At 68.1% G+C, this 20,556-nt stretch carries 17 protein-coding genes; 8 read left to right on the top strand and 9 right to left on the bottom strand.

Translation table 11 applies throughout. From position 1 onward, the window contains the following. Positions 1–11: 11 nt before the first annotated feature. Genes argB through coaBC form a run of 4 tightly spaced genes read right to left on the bottom strand, consistent with a single transcriptional unit; the run spans position 12 to position 5,261 of the window. A complete protein-coding gene (gene argB, locus BM060_RS22765) occupies positions 12–920 on the bottom strand; it encodes an acetylglutamate kinase (RefSeq protein ID WP_043315009.1) in 909 nt (302 codons plus the stop codon). A gap of 25 nt (positions 921–945) precedes the next feature. Continuing rightward, positions 946–3,552 (bottom strand): phosphomannomutase/phosphoglucomutase, encoded by a 2,607-nt coding sequence (locus BM060_RS22760; RefSeq protein WP_074983236.1) that lies wholly within the window; start codon positions 3,550–3,552, stop codon positions 946–948. A 37-nt stretch (positions 3,553–3,589) separates the two neighbouring features. Further along, entirely contained in the window at positions 3,590–4,045 is a 456-nt protein-coding gene (gene dut, locus BM060_RS22755; protein WP_009614122.1) for a dUTP diphosphatase, read from the bottom strand. 7 nt (positions 4,046–4,052) lie between these two features. Beyond that, positions 4,053–5,261 (bottom strand): bifunctional phosphopantothenoylcysteine decarboxylase/phosphopantothenate--cysteine ligase CoaBC, encoded by a 1,209-nt coding sequence (gene coaBC, locus BM060_RS22750; RefSeq protein ID WP_074983234.1) that lies wholly within the window; start codon positions 5,259–5,261, stop codon positions 4,053–4,055. 140 nt (positions 5,262–5,401) lie between these two features. Here coaBC and radC point away from each other — a divergent pair, with 140 nt between their 5' ends. Further along, positions 5,402–6,076 (top strand): RadC family protein, encoded by a 675-nt coding sequence (radC, locus tag BM060_RS22745; RefSeq protein WP_074983232.1) that lies wholly within the window; start codon positions 5,402–5,404, stop codon positions 6,074–6,076. A gap of 48 nt (positions 6,077–6,124) precedes the next feature. Here the strand turns inward: radC and BM060_RS22740 are convergent, their stop codons facing one another. Beyond that, the gene (locus BM060_RS22740) at positions 6,125–7,696 is read right to left on the bottom strand and encodes an ABC transporter substrate-binding protein (protein WP_074983230.1); all 1,572 of its coding nucleotides are present in this window, start codon (positions 7,694–7,696) and stop codon (positions 6,125–6,127) included. Positions 7,697–8,062: 366 nt separating this feature from the next. Between BM060_RS22740 and rpmB the strand changes: the two genes are divergently transcribed. Beyond that, positions 8,063–8,299, top strand: coding sequence for a 50S ribosomal protein L28 (gene rpmB, locus BM060_RS22735; protein ID WP_009614118.1), 237 nt, complete (start codon positions 8,063–8,065; stop codon positions 8,297–8,299). A 12-nt stretch (positions 8,300–8,311) separates the two neighbouring features. Next, positions 8,312–8,467: a 50S ribosomal protein L33 gene (gene rpmG / locus BM060_RS22730; RefSeq protein WP_009614117.1), complete on the top strand. Its 156-nt coding sequence runs from the start codon at positions 8,312–8,314 to the stop codon at positions 8,465–8,467. An 895-nt stretch (positions 8,468–9,362) separates the two neighbouring features. On the opposite strand, the gene BM060_RS22725 is transcribed toward rpmG, so the two are convergent. Next, positions 9,363–9,725 carry a cupin domain-containing protein gene (locus BM060_RS22725; protein WP_074983228.1) on the bottom strand — a complete coding sequence of 121 codons (363 nt, stop codon included), beginning with the start codon at positions 9,723–9,725 and terminating at the stop codon, positions 9,363–9,365. Positions 9,726–9,995: 270 nt separating this feature from the next. Here BM060_RS22725 and BM060_RS22720 point away from each other — a divergent pair, with 270 nt between their 5' ends. Both BM060_RS22720 and BM060_RS22715 read left to right on the top strand, forming a co-directional pair. Beyond that, positions 9,996–11,489 carry an aldehyde dehydrogenase gene (locus BM060_RS22720; protein WP_074983226.1) on the top strand — a complete coding sequence of 498 codons (1,494 nt, stop codon included), beginning with the start codon at positions 9,996–9,998 and terminating at the stop codon, positions 11,487–11,489. A 299-nt stretch (positions 11,490–11,788) separates the two neighbouring features. Then, positions 11,789–12,958 (top strand): MFS transporter, encoded by a 1,170-nt coding sequence (locus tag BM060_RS22715; RefSeq protein ID WP_074983223.1) that lies wholly within the window; start codon positions 11,789–11,791, stop codon positions 12,956–12,958. A 686-nt stretch (positions 12,959–13,644) separates the two neighbouring features. Here the strand turns inward: BM060_RS22715 and BM060_RS22710 are convergent. From BM060_RS22710 to dadR, 3 genes are all read right to left on the bottom strand, one after another. Then, a complete protein-coding gene (locus tag BM060_RS22710; protein WP_074983220.1) occupies positions 13,645–15,198 on the bottom strand; it encodes a phospholipase D family protein in 1,554 nt (517 codons plus the stop codon). Between the two features lie 45 nt (positions 15,199–15,243). Next, positions 15,244–16,563, bottom strand: coding sequence for an NAD(P)/FAD-dependent oxidoreductase (locus BM060_RS22705; RefSeq protein WP_074983217.1), 1,320 nt, complete (start codon positions 16,561–16,563; stop codon positions 15,244–15,246). A 105-nt stretch (positions 16,564–16,668) separates the two neighbouring features. Continuing rightward, positions 16,669–17,157, bottom strand: a complete 489-nt coding sequence (gene dadR, locus BM060_RS22700; protein ID WP_009614106.1) for a transcriptional regulator DadR — start codon at positions 17,155–17,157, stop codon at positions 16,669–16,671. Positions 17,158–17,320: 163 nt separating this feature from the next. Here dadR and BM060_RS22695 point away from each other — a divergent pair, with 163 nt between their 5' ends. The 3 genes from BM060_RS22695 to BM060_RS22685 are packed head-to-tail and all read left to right on the top strand — an operon-like array spanning position 17,321 to position 20,445. After that, positions 17,321–19,879 carry an intermembrane phospholipid transport YdbH family protein gene (locus BM060_RS22695; protein WP_074983215.1) on the top strand — a complete coding sequence of 853 codons (2,559 nt, stop codon included), beginning with the start codon at positions 17,321–17,323 and terminating at the stop codon, positions 19,877–19,879. 18 nt (positions 19,880–19,897) lie between these two features. Then, positions 19,898–20,089: a YnbE family lipoprotein gene (locus tag BM060_RS22690; RefSeq protein ID WP_009614103.1), complete on the top strand. Its 192-nt coding sequence runs from the start codon at positions 19,898–19,900 to the stop codon at positions 20,087–20,089. A gap of 11 nt (positions 20,090–20,100) precedes the next feature. After that, on the top strand, positions 20,101–20,445 hold the full coding sequence (locus BM060_RS22685) for a YdbL family probable chaperone protein (protein WP_074983213.1): 345 nt from the start codon (positions 20,101–20,103) through the stop codon (positions 20,443–20,445). Positions 20,446–20,556 lie beyond the last annotated feature (111 nt).

The raw sequence follows: 20,556 nt of genomic DNA, 5'->3' as shown, positions 1-20,556 counted from the left end.
GCGGGTAGTGCTCAGTGGCGCGGCTTGCGGTTGCTGATCAGGGTGCCGACGCCGCTGTCGGTGAAGATTTCCAGCAGCACGGCGTTGGGCACGCGGCCATCGATGATGTGCGCGCTGGTCACGCCGCCCTGCACCGCTTCCAGGGCGCAGCGGATCTTCGGCAGCATGCCGCCGTAGATGGTGCCGTCGGCGATCAGGCTGTCGACCTGCTCGGTGGTCAGGCCGGTGAGCACCTGGCCCTGCTTGTCCATCAGGCCGGCGATGTTGGTCAGCAGCATCAGCTTCTCGGCCTTCAGCGCCTCGGCCACCTTGCCCGCGACCAGGTCTGCGTTGATGTTGTACGACTCGCCGTTGGCGCCCACGCCGATGGGCGCGATCACCGGGATGAAGTCGCCCCTGACCAGCATGTTCAGCAGCTCGGTGTTGACCCCGGTGACTTCGCCGACGTGGCCGATGTCGATGATTTCCGGCTTGGTCATCTCCGGCGTCTGGCGGGTGACGGTGAGCTTCTTCGCGCGGATCAGCTCGGCGTCCTTGCCGGTCAGGCCGATGGCGCTGCCGCCGTGGCGGTTGATCAGGTTGACGATGTCCTTGTTCACCTGGCCGCCGAGGACCATCTCCACCACGTCCATGGTCTGCGCGTCGGTGACGCGCATGCCGTCGATGAAGTGGCTCTCGATGGACAGGCGGTTGAGCAGGTCGCCGATCTGCGGGCCGCCGCCGTGCACCACCACCGGGTTGATGCCGACCGCCTTCATCAGCACCACGTCGCGGGCGAAGCTGTTCTTCAGCTCGTCGGTCTCCATGGCGTTGCCGCCGTACTTGATGACCAGCGTCTTGCCGACGAAACGGCGGATGTAGGGAAGCGCTTCGGCAAGGACGCGGGCTACCTGGGCTGCGTCATCGCGGCTCTGGGACATGGTGCTGGACTCCGGCATGGTCAGGTCAGAAGGGGATGGTCAGGGCGGGGTCGACCGCCTTGAGCTGGTTGCGGAACACGTCCTTGATGCGTTCCAGTTCGGCTTCGGAATCCGCCTCGAAGCGCAGCACCAGCACCGGCGTGGTGTTGGAGGCGCGTACCAGGCCCCAGCCCTTGGGATAATCGACACGCACGCCGTCGAGGGTGGTGAGGTTGGCCTCGCCCCACTGGCCGTCGCGCTGCAGCGCTTCGATCAGGGCGAACTTGCTCTCGTCGGTGACGGTGATGTTGATTTCCGGTGTTGAGACGTCCAGCGGGAAGGCCGAGAACACATGCTCGCTGTCGCGTTTGTCGAGGCTGATGATCTCCAGCAGGCGGGCGGCGCTGTAGATGCCGTCGTCGAAGCCGAACCAGCGCTCCTTGAAGAAGATGTGGCCGCTCATCTCGCCGGCCAGCAGCGCGCCGGTTTCCTTCATCTTCTTCTTGATCAGCGAGTGGCCGGTCTTCCACATCACCGGGCGGCCGCCGTAGCCGCTGATGAGGGAGATCAGGCGGCGGGTGCACTTGACGTCGAAGATGATGTCGGCGCCGGGATTGCGCGAGACCACGTCCTTGGCGAACAGCATCAGCAGGCGGTCGGGGTAGATGATGGTGCCTTCGTTGGTCACCACGCCCACGCGGTCGCCGTCGCCGTCGAAGGCCAGGCCGAGGTCGGCGCCGGTTTCCCTGACCTTGGCGATCAGGTCTTCGAGGTTCTCCGGCTTGCCCGGGTCCGGGTGGTGGTTGGGGAAGGTACCGTCGACGTCGCAGTACAGCGGGATGACGGTGCAGCCCAGGGCCTCGATCAGTTGCGGGGCGATCACGCCGGCGACGCCGTTGCCGCAGTCCACCACCACTTTCAGCGGCTTGGCCAGGGCGATGTCGTCGCGGATCTGCTGGAAGTAGCGCGGCAGGATGTCCACCTGCTGCACGTTGCCCACGCCGCTGGCGAGGTCGTTGTTCTCGATGCGCTCGCGCAGGGCCTGGATCTGCTCGTTGGCCAGGGTCTCGCCAGCGACGACGATCTTGAAGCCGTTGTAGTTCGGCGGGTTGTGGCTGCCGGTGAGCATCACGCCCGACTTGCCTTCCAGGACGTTGGCCGCGTAGTACAGCACCGGGGTCGGCACCATGCCGATGTCGGTGACCTGGCAGCCGCAGTCGAGCAGGCCCTGGATCAGTTGCTGGACCAGCTCCGGGCCCGACAGGCGGCCGTCGCGGCCGACGCTGACGCAGGGCTCGCCGCGGGCCAGGCTCTCGGAACCGATGGCGCGGCCCACCCAGTAGGCGGTCTCGGCGGTCAGGGTGTCGCCGACCACGCCGCGGATATCGTAGGCGCGGAAGATGCTGGCGGGCAGTTGCGGGGCTTTGGGCGTGCTCATGGCGGGGGTTTGCTCCAATCCCAGGAGGTCCTGGTCTTCATCAAGAATGTCGATGTCCAGAATGTCGGTGTTCTGGAACAGTGGGTCGACCAGCTGCGTCTCGGCGCTGGCCGGCTTGTCGATCTTCGCCGCCACTGGGCGGGGCTCGGGGGCCGGTGCGGGGCTGGCGGGGGCCGGGGGCTCGGCCTTTCGCCTGGGCTGCCGCGCCAGCGCCTGGGCCAGCGGTTGCAGTGCGGCGAGGCCGACTTCAGGTGCTTTGGCAGTGCGCTGGCCACCGAGTTCCTGCAAGTACTGACCGATGGCCTGGGCGTCCTGGCGCAGGCGCCGTTGCAGGGCGCTCTGCGCGAGGTACACGCCGAGCAGCGCGCCGGCCAGCGCCAGCAGTGCGGCGCAGCCCAGCAGCGCCGGCGGATACAGCGCGGCGGTCAGGGCCGGGCCGGGGGTGAAGCTGAGTTTCCAGTTCGGGTTGCCGCTGGCCAGGTTCAGCGGCGCGGCGTTGCCGGCCTCGCCGCGTTGCAGCAGGACCTGCGCCGGCGAGCTGCCGAACTGCTGGGCCAGCTGCAGCTGGCCGGTGTCGGCGGGCATGTCCGGCAGGGCCTTGAGCAGGCGCTGCAGGTCGAAGACCAGCATCAGGCTGCCCTGGATGGCGTTGTCCGGGCCGCGCAGCGCGGTGGCGCTGTAGAGCAGCCAGCGCTGGCCGACGCGGTAGGCCTCGGGGGCGACGTTCTGCCCGCTCTCGGCGCGGCGCAGCATGTCCAGGGCGGCGTAGTTCAGCGGGCCGGGGCGCTGGTTGTCCTGGCTGGCCTGGCCGCTGGCGTTGAGGTGGACGTCCACCAGGCCGTCCTGGTGCCAGTGGGCGAGGGTGGCCTCCAGGGCGCGGGCGTTGTTGGCGTCGGCCAGCGCCGGCAGCAGCGCGGGGTTGGCGGCGGCGCTACGGGTGTCGGCGGCGAGCTGGAGCAGGGCCTGGCGCAGGACGCCGGACTGGCTTTCGCCCCAGGCGCTGGCCAGCTGCTGGCGGTGCATCTGCTCGGCGCTGCCGAACAGCGTCAGCCACAGCAGGACGCCGGCGGCGGCCACGCCGAGGGTCGCAACGCCGAGGGCCGGCAGCAGCGACTTGAGTTCCGGCCGGGACGCCGGGCCCGCCGAAGCCTTCGGCGGCGGGGCGACTTCCGGCAGGTCGGCCGTTCCCTTGGCAGTGCGTTGGAAAAGTTTCATGCAACATCTCCTCGGCGAATCGTCCTGGAGGATTGTGTCAGTGGCTGCCCGAGTGCCCGAAACCGCCGGCGCCACGCTGGCTTTCGTCGAAGCTGTCGACCAGCTCGAAATGCGCCTGCACCACCGGCACCAGCACCAGTTGGGCGATGCGCTCGCCGATGGCGATGGTGAAGGGGGTGTTGCCGCGGTTCCAGCAGGAGACCATCAGCTCGCCCTGGTAGTCCGAGTCGATCAGCCCGACCAGGTTGCCCAGCACCACGCCGTGCTTGTGGCCCAGGCCGGAGCGCGGCAGCACCAGCGCGGCCAGGCCCGGGTCGGCGATGTAGATGGACAGGCCGGTGGGGATCAGCAGCGTCTGGCCGGGTTCGAGGACGGTGTCCTGCTTGAGCATGGCGCGCAGGTCCAGGCCGGCGGAGCCGGGGGTGGCGTACTGCGGCAGGGGGAATTCGGCGCCCAGGCGCGGGTCGAGGATCTTGGCTTGCAGGGAATGCATCGGGTTCTCAGTGCTGGTTGAGGCGGTCGGCGATGAAGGCGATCAGCTGGCGGGCGATCTTGCCCTTGCTGGTCTGGGCGAAGGCAGTTTCGTGCAATTCGCGGTCGATCACGGTGATCGCGTTCTCTTCGCTGTTGAAACCGATCGAGGGATTGGCCACGTCGTTGGCCACGATCAGGTCGAGGTTCTTGTCCTTGAGCTTGCGCGAGGCGTACTCCAGCAGGTTCTCGGTCTCCGCGGCGAAGCCCACGCTGAACGGCCGGTCGGCGCGCTGGGCGAGGGTGGCGAGGATATCCGGATTGCGCACCAGCTGCAGCAGCAGGCCGTCGCCCGTGGTCGGGTCCTTCTTCAGTTTCTGCGTGGCGACCAGCTCGGGGCGGTAGTCGGCCACCGCGGCGGCGGCGATCAGCAGGTCGGCCGGCATCGCCGCTTCGCAGGCGGCGAGCATGTCGCGGGCGCTGACCACGTCGACGCGGCTCACCCGGTCGGGCGTCGGCAGGTGCACCGGGCCGGTCACCAGGGTCACCCGCGCGCCGGCTTCGGCGGCGGCCTCGGCCAGGGCGAAGCCCATCTTCCCGGAGCTGTGGTTGGTGATGTAGCGCACCGGGTCGATGTTTTCCTGGGTCGGGCCGGCGGTGATCAGCACGTGCTGGCCGGTCAGCGACAGGAACTGGAAGCAGTCGGCGGCGCACTGGGCCAGCTCCTCGGCCTCGAGCATGCGCCCGGGGCCGACGTCGCCGCAGGCCTGGCTGCCGGCGGCCGGGCCGAAGAAGCGCAGGCCGCGGCCGCGCAGCAGTTCGGCATTGGCCTGGGTGGCCGGGTCGCGCCACATGGCCTGGTTCATCGCCGGGGCCAGGGCGACCTGGGCGTCGGTGGCCAGCACCAGGGTGGTCAGCAGGTCGTTGGCCACGCCCTGGGCCAGGCGCGCCATGACGTCCGCGGTGGCCGGGGCGATCAGCACCAGGTCGGCCCAGCGGGCCAGCTCGATGTGGCCCATGGCCGCTTCGGCGGCGGGGTCGAGCAGGTCCAGGTGCACCGGGTGGCCGGACAGCGCCTGGAGCGTCAGCGGGGTGATGAACTCACGGCCGCCCTGGGTCATCACCACGCGGACTTCCGCGCCCTGGTCGCGCAGGCGGCGGACCAGTTCGGCGCTCTTGTAGGCCGCAATACCGCCGCCCACGCCGAGGACGATGCGTTTTCGATAGAGCCGCTGCATAGGCCCGCCTTATCTTCGGAATTGGATGACGCGCGTCAGGGCCGGAGACGCCTCCCCAGGCCTCCGGTCGCGCGAAAGGGACGGGCTAAGATAGCACAGCGCCCGCCCCGGCACAGCGGGCGGCTCGACAGGGAGGTTGCATGAGCATTCGTCACTGGCCCGCGGCGGAACGCCCGCGGGAAAAACTCCTCGAACGCGGCGCGGCCAGCCTCAGCGACGCCGAGCTGCTGGCCATCTTCCTGCGCACCGGCGTGGCCGGTTGCAGCGCGGTGGAACTGGCGCGGCGCCTGCTCCACGAGTTCGGCAGTCTGCGCGCGCTGCTGGAGGCGGACCAGGCCAGCTTCAGCAGCCACCTGGGCCTGGGCCGCGCCAAGTACGCCCAGTTGCAGGCGGTGCTGGAGATGGCCCGCCGCCACCTGGCCGAGCAACTGCGCCGCGATTCCGCCCTGGAGAGCCCGCAGGCGGTGCGCGACTTCCTCAAGGCGCGGCTGCGCCACGAGGCCCACGAGGTGTTCGCCTGCCTGTTCCTCGACGGTCGCCACCGCGTCCTGGCCTTCGAGGTGCTGTTCCACGGCTCCATCGACAGCGCCAGCGTCTACCCGCGCCAGGTGGTCAAACGCGCCCTGGCGCACAACGCCGCGGCGCTGATCCTCAGTCACAACCATCCCTCGGGCATCACCGAGCCGAGCCAGGCCGACCGCAGGCTGACGCAGCGCCTGAAGGATGCCCTGGCGCTGGTGGACGTACGCGTGCTCGACCACTTCATCGTCGGCGACGGCGAGCCGCTGTCGATGGCGGAGATGGGCTGGGTGTGAGGCTCGCCGTGGGGCCGGTATCGCGCCGGCCCCACGTTGAACGGCGCTTCAGAGGCTGACCTTGGAGAAGTCCTGGCGGCCGAACGGGTTCACGGCGTAGCCCTTGACCTCCTTGCGCAGCAGCACCGAGGCCGTGGGGTGCGCCAGCGGCAGCCACAGGGCCTGGTCGTGGATCAGCTGCTGGGCGTCGTGGTAGAGCGCGCTGCGCTTGTCCTGTGCGCTCAGCGCCTTGCCCTGGCTGATAAGGCCGTCCAGCTTCGGGTCGCAGAAGCGCGCGAAGTTCAGCCCGGACTTCACGCTGGCGCAGGAGAACTGCGGGGTGAGGAAGTTGTCCGGGTCGCCGTTGTCGCCGGCCCAGCCCATGAACAGCAGGTCGTGCTCGCCGGCCTTGGCGCGGCGGATCAGTTCGCCCCACTCGATCACGAGGATCTCGGCCTGGATGCCGACCTTGGCCAGGTCGGCCTGTAGCAGCTGCGCGCCCAGGCTCGGGTTGGGGTTGAGCAGGCTGCCGCTGGGGCGCGTCCAGATGGTGGTCTTGAAGCCGTCCTTCAGGCCGGCCTTTTCCAGCAGTGCCTTGGCCTGGGCCGGGTCGTGGGGATAGCCGGGGATGTCCTTGGCGTAGCTCCAGGTGTTCGGCGGGTAGACACCCTCGGCGGCAGTGGCGCTGCCCTCGAACACCGACTTCAGGTAGGTCTGGCGGTCGAAGGCGAGGTTGATCGCCTGGCGCACCTCGGGCTTGTCCAGCGGCGGGTGCTGGCTGTTCAGGGCGACGAAGGCGGTCATGAACGCCGGCGTCTGCTCGATGCGCAGGGCCGGGTCCTTGGCCGCGGCCTCGACGTCCAGCGGCTTGGGCGACAGGGCGATCTGGCATTCGCCGCGCTTCAGGCGCTGCAGTCGCACGTTGGCGTCGGGGGTGATGGCGAACAGCAGGTTGTCCACCGCTGGCTTGCCGGCGAAGTAGTCCGGGTTGGCGGTGTAGCGGATCTGCGCGTCCTTCTGGAAGCGCTTGAAGACGAAGGGGCCGCTGCCGATGGGCTGGGCGTTGAGCTTCTCCGGGGTGCCGGCCTTCATCAGCTGGTCGGCGTACTCGGCGGAATAGATGGAGGCGAAGCCCATGCTGAGCATGGGCAGGAAGGTGGCGTCGGGGTGGCTCAGGGTGAAGCGCACCTGGTGTTCGTCGACCTTCTCCAGGCCTTTTATCAGGGCCGGCAGCTGCAGCGACTGGGCGTGGGGGAAGCCGCTCTGCGCCACTTTGTGCCAGGGGGCGGCGGGGTCGAGCATGCGCCGGAAGCTGAACAGCACGTCGTCGGCGCCCAGTTCGCGGCTGGGACTGAAGTAGTCGGTGTGGTGGAACTTCACTCCGCCGCGCAGCTTGAAGTCGTAGGTCAGGCCGTCGGCGGAGACCGTCCAGCTCTCGGCCAGGCTCGGCACCACCTTGCCCTGCGCCGCATCGAACTCCACCAGACGGTTCATCAGCACGTCGGCCGAGGCGTTGGTGGTGGTCAGGGCATTGAACTGCACGACGTCGAAGCCGTCGGGGCTGGCCTCGGTGCAGACACTGAGGGTGCTGGCGCCGGCCAGGGCGGGGGCGAGCAGCAGGGCGAGGGGAAGCAGACGCATGACGGACTCCGGAAATGGTGGGAAAATGCCCGTCCCGTGGGCTGGGCGCAGTCATGCAAGGCCGTTGTCGGCCTTGAACCGGCTACCCTAGACCAAGCCGCCGCCGGGGACAACGGTGAAAGGCGACGAACGGCAAGGGCGCCGGGCCGCGGCCGCGCTGCGCCGGCATGTGGATAAGCCGCTTGCTCCCTTGCGACACTAAGCGGCTTTCTGATATAAAGCTGCGCTCTTTTCTGGGGCCCTGCCCCGTCGACCCGTAATCGGGTGGCGGTCGGACAGGTAAGACCCGGGTGGAAACCGAGTATCAACGAGTTCAAGCAGCCAACCCATGCCGGGTTTGGCATGTGGTTTATAGAGGGCTGAGCCATGTCGAGAGTTTGCCAAGTGACCGGTAAGGGTCCGGTTACCGGGAACAACATTTCCCACGCACACAACAAAACCCGCCGCCGTTTCCTGCCGAACCTGCAGCACCACCGTTTCTGGGTTGAGTCCGAGAAGCGCTTCGTACGCCTGCGCGTTTCCGCCAAGGGCATGCGTATCATCGACAAGCGTGGCATCGAGGCCGTCCTGAACGACCTGCGCGCCCGCGGCGAAAAATTCTAAGGAGCTGCAATCATGCGTGAACTGATCCGTCTGGTGTCCAGCGCCGGTACCGGCCACTTCTACACCACCGACAAGAACAAGCGCACCAAGCCTGAGAAGATCGAGATCAAGAAGTTCGATCCGGTCGTTCGCAAGCACGTGATCTACAAGGAAGCCAAGATCAAGTAATTGATCCGGCCCTTGCGAAGAAACCCGCCAATTGGCGGGTTTTTTCATGTCTGGATGGCGGGGGCTTTTGTAGGAGCGAGCTTGCTCGCGAACGGAGTTTGCGGGTGGCGTAGGTGCTGGGGTTAAGAGCGCCCTCTCCCCAACCCTCGGCTGCGCGCCCCGCCCTGAAGGGAGAGGGGGCTGTCCTGAGCGACGTGTCGGTCAGGCGCCATCCTCCCACCCTCGTCATTCCCGCGAACGCGGGAACCCAGCTGCCTTCTTGCTTGGTGTAGCGCGCCGCTCCGAGTCTGCGGAGATTTCTCGTTTCGCCCCCTCGGGCGAGTCCCTTTTGTCAAACGCCACAAAAGGAACCAAAAAGGCTTGCCCCGCATACGGGCCCGACAGAGTCGGGCTACCCTCGCGAATTCCCCCGCCACGGAGGCCCGCCCCGAGGGTACGTCCCTGTAGCCCGCGGGGCTCTCGCGACATCCATGTCGCATGACCTCCTGAGCGGGGGTTTCGCTCGGCCTTCTGAAGGGGCGTTTCGGAGTGCGCGGAGGTTTCTCTGGAAGTCCAAGAGCAAAAGCCAGAGCAGAGCTGCTTTTGCTTTTCGTAGGAGCGAGCTTGCTCGCGAACCCCGCAGTCACTGGGTTCCCGCGTTCGCGGGAATGACGATGTGGGATTAGGTGTTCCAGGCTGACTCCAAACTCCCCACCCACTCCGAACAGCCCCCTCTCCCTTCAGGGCGGGGCGCGCAGCCGAGGGTTGGGGAGAGGGCACTCTTGAGCCCAACACCCACGTCACCGGTAACCACTGTTCGCGAGCAAGCTCGCTCCTACGAAATGCGGGCACCACGCAGAAACAAAAACGCCGCTTCCCCTCACCGGAAAAGCGGCGTTTTTTCGTCAAACAGCTATCAAGCCTTCTGCTCGAAGATCACATAAACCTTGCGGCAAGGCTCCAACACCTCCCAGGTGCCCTTGAAGCCGGCCGGGATAACGAAGCGATCGCCGGTGCGCACGGTCTTGGCGCCGCCGTCGGCATCGCGGATCACCGACACGCCCTGGAGGATCTCGCAGTATTCGTGCTCGGTGTAGCTGACGGTCCAGTGGCCGACCGCGCCTTCCCAGATGCCGACGTTGAACTGGCCACAGGGGCTGGCGTAGTGGTTGCGCACGCTTTGCTCGGGATCGCCCTTGAGGACCTTCTCCGGCGCCGGGCGGTAGTGCTCGGCGGTGGTGCCGGCCTGGGCGAAGTCGACGATCTGCTCGATGTTCATGCTGACTCTCGTTTTATTGTGGGTTGTACGAGTGCTCCGCCACTGCGGGCGGGCCCGGACGGAGGCGTAATCAATCGAGTCTATGTTTAATAAAACGAACGTGACAAGGCGTTTTGGCGCCAAAGTGTCAAAAATATTGAAAATTCGCCCATCCCGGTTTAGGGTGGCGGACAGCGTGGCCCTCGCGCCGCCTTGCAGAATTTCTGACAGCGCGCCCATCCCCGGGGCGCCGGGACTTCGATAAGTAATTCAATAAGAGGACAAGTTGTCATGAGTACCCTCACTCGCGCCGACTGGGAAGCTCGCGCCCAGAACCTGAAGATCGAAGGCCGCGCCTTCGTCGACGGCCAGTACGTCGATGCCGCCGATGGCGCCACCTTCGACTGCATCAGCCCGGTGGATGGCCGCTTCCTGGCCAAGGTCGCCAGCTGCGACGCCGCCGACGCCGAGCGCGCCGTGCAGGTTGCCCGTGCCGCCTTCGAGTCCGGCGTGTGGTCGCGCCAGGCGCCGGCCAAGCGCAAGAAGGTCATGATCCGCTTCGCCGAGCTGATGATGCAGCACGCCGAAGAGCTGGCCCTGCTGGAAACCCTGGACATGGGCAAGCCGATCAGCGATGCGCTGAACATCGACGTCGCCAGCGCCGCCAACAGCATCCGCTGGAATGCCGAAGCCATCGACAAGGTCTACGACGAAGTCGCCGCCACCCCGCATGACCAGTTGGGCCTGGTCACCCGCGAAGCCGTGGGCGTGGTCGCCGCCATCGTGCCGTGGAACTTCCCCCTGCTGATGTCCTGCTGGAAGCTCGGCCCGGCCCTGGCCACCGGCAACTCGGTGATCCTCAAGCCGTCCGAGAAGTCGCCGCTGACCGCCATCCGCGTCGCCCAGCTGGCCGTCGAGGCCGGCATCCCGAAAGGCGTGCTGAACATCCTGCCGGGCTTCGGCCACACCGTGGGCAAGGCCCTGGCCCTGCACATGGACGTCGACACCCTGGTGTTCACCGGCTCGACCAAGATCGCCAAGCAACTGATGGTCTACGCCGGCGAGTCGAATATGAAGCGCGTATGGCTGGAAGCCGGCGGCAAGAGCCCGAACATCGTCTTCGCCGACGCGCCTGACCTGAAGGCCGCCGCCGAGTCCGCCGCCAGCGCCATCGCCTTCAACCAGGGCGAAGTGTGCACCGCCGGTTCCCGCCTGCTGGTGGAGAAATCCATCAAGGCCGAGTTCCTGCCGCTGGTGGTCGAAGCGCTGAAGGCCTGGAAGCCGGGCAACCCGCTGGACCCGGAAACCAACGTCGGCGCGCTGGTCGACACCACCCAGATGAACAACGTGCTGAGCTACATCCAGGCCGGCCACGACGACGGCGCCAAGCTGGTGGCCGGCGGCAAGCGCACCCTGGAAGAGACCGGCGGCACCTACGTCGAGCCGACCATCTTCGACGGTGTGACCAACGCCATGCGCATCGCCCGCGAGGAAATCTTCGGGCCGGTGCTGTCGGTGATCGAGTTCGAGAACGCCGAGGAAGCCGTGCGCATCGCCAACGACACCCCGTACGGCCTGGCCGCCGCGGTCTGGACCAGCAACCTGTCCAAGGCCCACCTGATCGGCAGGGCCCTGCGCGCCGGCAGCGTGTGGATCAACCAGTACGACGGCGGCGACATGACCGCTCCGTTCGGTGGCTTCAAGCAGTCGGGCAACGGCCGTGACAAGTCGCTGCACGCCTTCGACAAGTACACTGAACTGAAGGCTACCTGGATCAAGCTGTAGTAACGTTCGGAGGGGCTGCGCGTCGGCCATGCTGCGTTGTGATCGGATTCGGCCTGCTCATTTACTGGAGTAAACTGCGCGTCCGAATCCGATCACGCCTTGCCTGGCTCTAGCTCGCGCCCTCCGTGGCGAAGTCCAGAGTCAAAAGGCTTACAAGGTCGGCCCCCTCGCCGGGGCCGGCTCTGACAAAGAGCCATACCCGCGGCCGGGTTTCCCTTGGGGAGCCCGGCCGCTTTGCATTGCGCGCCGGGCTCGGCCTCTGGCCCGGAGTGCGCTCCGGATGGAACGGGAGAACGACAATGCGTTGGGGTGCCTATTCTGCTGTCTGCCTGTCGGTCATCAGCATCGGCCTGGCCCTCGGCCTGACCATGCCGCTGGTGTCCTTGCGCCTGGAAGGCTGGGGCTACGGCAGCTTCGCCATCGGCGTGATGGCTGCCACACCGGCCGCCGGCGTGCTGCTCGGCGCGCTGATCTCCGGGCGCCTGGCCGCCCGCCTCGGCACGCCTCGGCTGATGCGCTGGTGCCTGCTCAGCGGAGCCTTTTCCGTCGGCCTGCTGGCGCTGCTGCAGAACTACCCGGTGTGGCTGGTGCTGCGCCTGCTGATCGGCGTGCAACTGACCGTGGTGTTCATCCTCGGCGAAAGCTGGATCAACCAACTGGCCGTGGAGAAATGGCGCGGCCGCCTGGTGGCCCTGTACGGCACCGGCTATGCGCTGAGCCAGCTGTCCGGCCCGGTGCTGCTGACCTTCATCGGCACCGCCGACGACCGCGGCTTCTGGCTGGGCGTCGGCCTGCTGGTGTGCGGTTCGCTGCTGCTCGTCGGTCGCGGTGGCGCGCCCAGGGTGGACCCGCACAGCGCCTCGGGGCGCGGCCTGTTCGCCTTCTGCGCCAAGCTGCCGGCCATCGCCTGGGCGGTGGTGCTGTTCGCCGGTTTCGAGGCGATGATCCTCACCCTGCTGCCGGTCTACGGCGTGCGCCAGGGCTTCACCCAGGCGGTGGCGCTGACCATGGTCACGGTGGTGGTGGTGGGCGACGCGCTGCTGCAGCTTCCCATCGGCTGGCTGGCCGACCGGGTGTCGCGGCAGACGCTGTTCAAGGGCTGCGGCATCGTCCTGCTGCTGAGCAGCCTGGGCATCCCGCTGCTGCTGCACGGGCCGGCGATCTGGCCGGTGCTGGTGCTGTTCGGCGCGAGCGCCGGCGGGTTGTTCACCCTGTCGCTGATCCTCATCGGCGAGCGCTACCGCGACGATGCGCTGGTCCGCGCCAACGCGCACATCGCCCAGCTGTGGGGCATCGGCTGCCTGATCGGGCCGCTGACCACCGGCGCGGTGAGCCAGTGGGTGAGCGGCCATGCGCTGCCGCTGATGATGGCCTTGGGTGCCTTTGGTTTCGTCGTGCTGGTATGGCGCAAGGGCTTGCCGCCGGCGGAGTTGCAGGGTGATGAACTGCCGGAGGCTAGCGGGCGTTAGGTTCAGGGCTCATTGCTCTTCGGAGGAGCGGGGGGATGCCTGGTTCTTGCTCGCGAATGGAGCTTTAGGTGCTGGGTTTAAGAGCGCCCTCTCCCCAACCCTCGGCTGCGCGCCCCGCCCTGAAGGGAGAGGGGGCTGTCCTGAGCGAAGGGAGAATCCTGAGTCATCCTGAAACGCCTAACCCCACCTCGTCATTCCCGCGAACGCGGGAACCCAGGGTTCGCGAGCAAGCTCGCTCCTACGAAAAGCAGGATTTCCAGGGAAACATCCGAGCGCACCGAAACGCCCCTTCAGAAGGCCGAGCGAAACCCGCGCTCAGGAGGTCATGCGACATGGATGTCGCGAGAGCCTCGTGGGCTACAGGGACGTACCCTCGGGGCGGGCCTCCGTGGCGGGGGAGTTCGTGAGGGTAGCCCGGCTTTATCGGGCCCGTATGTTGGGGCAAGCCTTTTTGGTTCCTTTTGTGGCGTTTGACAAAAGGGACTCGCCCGAGGGGGCGAAACAAGACGGTCGGGCAGACTCGGTGCGGCGCAGAAACACCCAAGCTGAGGCAACTGGGTTCCCGCGTTCGCGGGAATGACGGGGGGGGAGGACCGGCGCGCAGAATAAAGGTTCGCGAGCAAGCTCGCTCCTACGAAAAGCTGGGCAGCGGACCCTGCCCGAGATTTCGCTCGCAGGGCGCGCTGCTACAGCATTCTTTCCAGCCCGATGGCCCCGGCAATCCAGGCGTTGAAGCGGCGCCACAGGCTGCCCGGCTCGTGGTGCAGCACGTGCGGATGGCCGCCGCGCTCGTCGACCCAGGTCAGCCTCGGTCGGCTGCCGCTGCGGTCGATGCGCACCTGATAGCTGACACTGGGCGACATCCCGGCCAGCGCCAGCTTGCGCGTCTGCTCCGCCAGCTCCGGGCTGTCGACGATGACGCCGACCTCGGTGTTCCAGATGATCGAGCGCGGGTCGAAGTTGAAGGAGCCGATGAACACCTGGCGCCGGTCGAAGACGATGGCTTTGCTGTGCAAGCTGGCGCTGCTGGAACCGCGCACCGTCCAGGGCGCGCCGGCCAGGCGCTGGTCCGGCTGGGCGCGCAGTTCGTGGAGCTGCACGCCGTGCTCCAGCAGGGCCATGCGGTAGGGCGCGTAGCCGGCGTGCACGGCGGGCACGTCGGTGGCCTCCAGGGAATTGGTCAGCAGGCGCACGCTGACGCCGTTGTCGGCGCGGCCGGTGAGGTAGGTGACGCCGCTGTCGGTGGGCACGAAGTAGGCCGAGACCAGGATCAGTTCCTTCGACACCTGGCGGAACAGCGGTTCGAGCTGAGTGCTCAGCTGCTGCAGCGGGCGGCTCTGGCCGCGGTCCAGGACCTTCAGCGGGTCGTCCCAGATGGCGCGGCCCGGGGCCCAGACCAGGTCGTCGAGCCAGGTGTCCAGGTTCGATGAGGCCTCGCGCAGGTGCAGGCGCTGCAGGTAGGCGGAGTGGCGCACCCGGCTCTTTTCCAGGTAGCTGTCCAGGCGCCGCCGGGCGCGTTCGAGGTCGGCGCGCTCTGGCCGGCCCCACAGGTAGTCCTCGATGGGGCGGCTGATGGCGCTGTTCCAGTACTGGTCGAAGCTCTGCCCCAGTTCCGTGGCCACCGGACCGACGCCGAGCAGGTCGAGGTCGCTGAAGTTCATCTCCGCCTTGGCGCCGAAGTACTCGTCGCCCAGGTTGCGCCCGCCGACGATGGCCACGCTGTTGTCGGCCAGCCACAGCTTGTTGTGCATGCGCCGGTGCTGCTCGGCGAGGTTGAACAGGCGCCCGAGGTTGCGCGTGATGCCGGTGCTGCGGCCCAGGTGCAGCGGGTTGAACAGGCGCACCTGGATGTTCGGGTGGGCGGCCAGCACGCCGATCTCGTAATCCCAGCCGTCGCTGCTGGTGTCGTCGATCAGCACGCGCACGCGCACGCCGCGGTCGGCGGCCTTGAGCAGCTCGTGGATGAGCGCGCGGGTGGTGAGGCCGTCGTGGACGATGTAGTACTGGATGTCCAGGCTGCGCTGGGCGGCGCGGATCAGCTCGGCGCGGGCGAGGAAGGCGTCGCTGCTGGAGGCCAGCAGGCGGAAGCCGGAGGCGCCGGGGTGCGCCGCCGCGCGTTGCTGCACGGCGTCGCCGAGGGCCGTGCCGCCCGGCGACAGGGCGTGCGAGGGCGTGGGCAGGGGAACGCTGGCGCAGCCGCCGAGCAGCAGCAGCGCCAGCAACAGGAAGCGTTGTAGCAAGCGGGAGTCTCCAGGCCGTCCGCCGCAGCGGAACTGCCGGAGATTCTAGCCGCTCAGCGCCTCCTTGAAGCGATACCAGGCCATGCCCAGCGCCAGTAGCGGCGAACGCAGCAGCTTGCCGCCGGGGAAGGTGATGTGCGGGACCTTGGCGAACAGCTCGAAACCGCCGCCCTGCTGCCCGGCGATGGCCTCGGCGAGCAGCTTGCCGGCCAGGTGGGTGGCATTCACCCCGTGGCCGGAATAGGCCTGGGCGAAGTACACGTTGGGCTGGCCGGGCAGGCGGCCGATCTGCGGCAGGCGGTTGGCGCCGATGCCGATCATGCCGCCCCACTGGTAGTCGATGCGCACGTCGGCCAGGTGCGGGAACACCTTGAGCATCTTCGGCTGCATGTAGGCGGCGATGTCCGCCGGGTCGCGCCCGGAATAGTGGCAGGCGCCGCCGAACAGCAGGCGGTTGTCGGCGGAAAGGCGGTAGTAGTCCAGGGCCACGCGCTGGTCGCACACCGCCATGTTCTGCGGCAGCAGCTCGTGGGCGAGGTCCGCCGGCAACGGTTCGGTGGCGATGACGTAGCTGCCGGCGGGCAGCACCTTGCCGTCGAGGTAGTTGTTCAGGCCGTTCTGGTAGGCGTTGCAGCCGATCACCAGGGTCTTGGCGCGCACGCTGCCCTTGGCGGTGCTCACCCGCACTTCGGCTCCGTAGTCGATGTGGGTGACCTGCGAGTCCTCGAACAGGCGCACGCCCAGGGACTGCGCGGCGGCCGCCTCGCCCAGGGCCAGGTTGAGCGGGTGCAGGTGGCCGGAACCCATGTCCACCATGCCGCCGACGTAGCAGTCGGCACCGACGATGCTGCGCATTTCCTCCTGCGGGATCAGGCGCAGCTCGTGGGTGTAGCCCAGGCTCTTGAGCTCTTCGTAGTCCTCACGGAAGCCCTCGAGGTCCGCGGCCTTGTTGGCCAGGTCGCAGTAGCCCCAGGTCAGGTCGCAGTCGATGCCGTACTTCTCCACGCGCTGGCGCACGATCTGCACCGCCTCAAGGCCCATCAGCTTGAGCTGGCGCACGCCGTCCTTGCCGACCACCGGCTCGAACTGCTCGACGCCATGGCCGACGCCGCGGATCAGTTGGCCGCCGTTGCGCCCGCTGGCGCCCCAGCCGATCTTGCGGGCCTCCAGCAGGACCACCGAGAAGCCGCGCTCGGCCAGCTCGATGGCGGTGTTCAGCCCGGAGAAGCCGCCGCCGATGATGCACACGTCGGCCACTTCCTCGCCGGCCAGGGGAGGGCACTGGATGCGACGGTTGAGGGTCGCGGCGTAGTAGGAAGGGGCGTGCTGGTCGGTGTGCACCGGGAGGCGAACGCGGGCGTTCATGTGCGATATCCTGATTATTGTGTTGTTAAAATTTTACGCAGGATAAACGCCGGCTTCCCGCCACGCCAAGGGGGGAAGCCGTAAAAACTCGACAAGCTGTTGCGATCAGTCGGGAATCGGCAGGGTCAGGCTCTCCTTGACCTCTTCCATCACGATGTAGCTCTTCGACTCGCGCACGTGGGGCAGCTTCAGCAGGATGTCGCCGAGCAGCTTGCGGTAGGAGGCCATCTCCGAGATGCGCGCCTTCACCAGGTAGTCGAAGTGGCCGGACACCAGGTGGCATTCCAGCACGTGGGGCAGCTTGAGCACGGCGCGGCGGAAGTCCTCGAAGGTGTCGCCGGACTTGTAGTCCAGGCTGATCTCGACGAACACCAGCAGGCTGGCCTTGAGGTACTGCGGGTTCAGCCGGGCGTTGTAGCCCATGATGATCCCTTCGCGCTCCAGGCGCCGCACCCGCTCGGTGCAGGGGGTGGTGGAGAGGCCGACGCGCTCGCCCAGCTCGGTGAAGGAAATGCGCCCTTCTTCCTGGAGGATGCGCAGGATGTTGCGGTCGATCTTGTCCAGTTCGCGGCGGCTTTGGTGCTGGGTTCTCATGGAGGCTGCTCGGGGGTAGTGCTTATGGTTGGTGATTGTCGCCAAATATAGACGTTAAGCCAGTGGATATCACTGCCCCTTGATCTTCTGCGGGCACGCCGCCAGCCTGTTCCCAGGTCCGCGCCGGATGCGCGGGCCTTCCACTTCGCCGCCGGAGCCTGGCATGCGCTCGACCCGTACCCGAATCCTGCTGTTGCTGGCGCTGCTCATCGCGCTGCTCGCCGTCTGGGCGGGGCAGGCCTGGCAGCGGCTGCTCGCGGAGCAGGGCATCACCGGCCTGGACTGGCAGGGGCCGGGCATTTCATTGGACGGTCTGACGCTGCAACGGCTGGCCGTAACGCGGGAAAAATCCGCTTCGCGCCTGGAAATCCAGGCCGATCAGCTGCGCCTGGGCTGGCCGCGGCGCATCGATGGACGCTGGCGCCTGGGTGGCCTGGAGCTGCAGCGGTTGCATGTGGGTTCCTGGCCCGCTGCCGCGGCGACGGAAGAGGCGGGGGAATGGCCGACGCCCGACCAGGTGGGCCTGTGGCTCGGCCTGCTGCCGCAGCGGGCCGTCCTGCAGCGCGCCGAGTTCGAACTGCCTTGCGCCGGGCAGCAGCGCTGCGCCCTGGTTGGCAGCCTGCACTGGCAGCAGTTGCCCGGCAATGCCGCATCCCTGGCCGCCGAACTGCAGCAGGGCGCTCAGCGCCTGGCCGTCGACGGCACCCTGCACCCGGAACAGGACGCCTGGCGGCTGGCACTGAAGGCCGATCTGGATGGCGAACGCCTGGCCGACCTCGACGCCAACTGGGCGCCGACCGAGCGCCATTGGCGCGGCAGCCTGGCCAGCCCCGGAGTGCCGCCGCTGGACGCCGTGCGCGCCTGGCTGGCGCCCTGGTTGCCGACGCCGACCCTGCCGGTTTCCCTGCCCGAGGCCGGGCGCCTGCGCCTGAGCTGGGACAGCGCCCTGGGCGGCGATGGCCCCTGGCCGGACTGGCCCGCACTGCGCGACAGCCAGGGCGAACTGGAACTGGCCATGCAATTGCCGCAGCCCTGGCCGCTGCCGGGCCTGGGCACCTTGCAGGGCGACCTGCAGCTGCAGGCGGCCGCGACCGCGCCGGGGCAATGGCGGCCGCGGGTGCTGGACGGCGACCTCTACCTGGCCGACCTCTACGGCGACTGGCTGCAGGCGCTGCCGGTGGGCCTGCGCCCGGCCAGCCTGCGCCTGGGCCTGCAACCCGACGACAGTACCCCCGGCGCGGTACGCCTGGACCTGCGCGGCAAGGGCGCCAGCGACCTGCGCCTGCAAGGCGTGCTGGCGCTGGTGGAGGGCGAAGCCTTGTCCCTGGCCCTGAGCCAGGCCCGCCTGCAGGCCCAGGTGCCGGACCTGCAACTGCCCGGCCTGCGCCTGGGCAAGGCGGCGCTCGACCTGCCGCTGGACGGCGAGATTGGCCAGGCCGCGGCCAGCCTGCGCCTGGGCAAGGGCGCCAAGCTGAGCCTGGGCAGCCTGACCGGGCCCCAGGGGCTGAAGGCCGCCAAGCTCGGCGCGACGACGGACAAGGCCAGCCTGGCGCTGGGCTACGCCGCCGGCCAGCCCTTCAGCCTGGGCTTCGACGGCGCGGTGCAACTGTCGGCTGGCGAGCTGCGCCAGGCGCACCTCAAGCCGCTCGCCTGGAGCTACCAGGGCCAGCTCGGCGCTGGCCTGGCGCAGCAACAGCTCAAGGGCCGGCTGCAGAACAGCGGGGGCCTGGCCGCCGACGTCGAACTGCGCCACCAGGCCGATGGCAGCCTGGAGCTGACGGCGCAACTGCCGGAATTCTTCCTGCGCGGCGGCAACCCGCTGGCGGCCAGCCTGGCCGACTGGCCGGCGCTGCTTAGCCTGAACAACGGCCGCCTGCAGGCACGCGCGCAGTGGCGCCTGCCGCCGGGGCAGGGCGCCCAGCAGCTGGACCTGACGTTGAACGGCCGGGGCCTGGAAGGCGTCTACGACCGCAGCGAGATCCACGGCCTGGACGGCGAGGCGAAGCTGCAACTGCGCGGCTCGCAGCTGACGCTGCAGTTGCCCGGCCTGCGCGTGGAACAGCTCAACCCCGGCGTGCTGCTCGGGCCCCTGCAGTTCCAGGGCGGCTACAGCGCCAGCCTGGACAAGCCGCTGGCCGGCCGCCTGGACTGGCGCCAGGCCGAGCTGAAGCTGTTCGGCGGCCGCGCCTGGCTGGACGGCGGCACGCTGCAACTGGCCCGCGAAAACCCCGCGCAGAGCCTGCATCTGCAAGGCGTGCTGCTGGAGGAAATCCTCAAGGCCTATCCCGCCGAGGGCCTGGCCGGCAACGGCATCCTCGACGGCGAGCTGCCGCTGCTGCTCGGCCCGGGCGGGCTGCGCATCCAGGGCGGCCAGGTCGCCGCGCGGCAGCCGGGCACCCTGCAGTTCCGCTCGGAGAAGATCCGCGCCCTCGGCCAGAGCAACCCGGCCATGCAACTGGTGGCGACCATGCTCGACGACTTCCGCTACGAGCGCCTGGCCAGCCGCGTGGATTATGCTGAAGGCGGCCGCCTGCTCCTGGCCCTGGCCATCAGCGGCCATAACCCGGCGCTGGAGCAGGGGCGGCCGGTGAACCTCAACGTCAACCTGGAGGAGAACATTCCTGACCTGCTGACCAGCCTGCAGCTGAGCGACCGGGTCAGCGACACCATCCGCAAGCGCGTGCAGGAACGCCTGCGCAACCAGTCACCCGCCGCGCCCTGATCGCAAGGAGAACACCGCATGCGCCCATGCGCACTCATCGCCGTCCTGGCCCTGCTCGGGCTCAGCCAGGGCTGTACGCCAACGGTACAGCTGGCGGCGCCCAAGGAGCCGATCAACATCAACCTCAACGTGAAGATCGAGCACGAGATCTACATCAAGGTCGACAAGGCCCTGGATGGCATCATCAATGAGAACAGCGGTCTGTTCTGAGGAGCTTCTACATGACACTGCGCAGCAAACTCGGCGTCGCCCTGCTGGCCCTTTGCGTCAGCCTGCCGGTCCTGGCCATGAGCCTGGAGCAGGCCATGTCGGCCCTGGGCGGGGCCAAGGCCCAGGGCCTGGTCGGCGAGCAGCCCGACGGCTACCTCGGGGTGGTCAGCAACAGCGGCCAAGCGGCGGACATCGCCGCCCAGATCAACGCCGCGCGCCGCGCCGAGTACCAGAAGGTGGCCGGCCAGAGCGGCGCCAAGCTCGGCGACGTGGAAGCCCTGGCCGGCAAGAAGGCCATGGACCGCACCCCGTCCGGGCAATACATCCAGCTCAATGGCAAGTGGGTGCGCAAGTAAGGGGATTTCCCTGGCGCCGCCGCCCGTCGGGCGGCGCCTGCGACCCGGCGTCGCGGCAGCGCTTATTCCTGCCGGCCCCGGCCCTGGCGGGAGTAAATCCCGCGTTCGCCA

It is taken from the genome of Pseudomonas citronellolis (genome assembly GCF_900112375.1).
Lineage (GTDB): Bacteria > Pseudomonadota > Gammaproteobacteria > Pseudomonadales > Pseudomonadaceae > Pseudomonas > Pseudomonas citronellolis.
The sequence above is the reverse complement of the archived record's forward strand: the minus strand, read 5'-3'. Positions and strand labels throughout refer to the sequence as shown.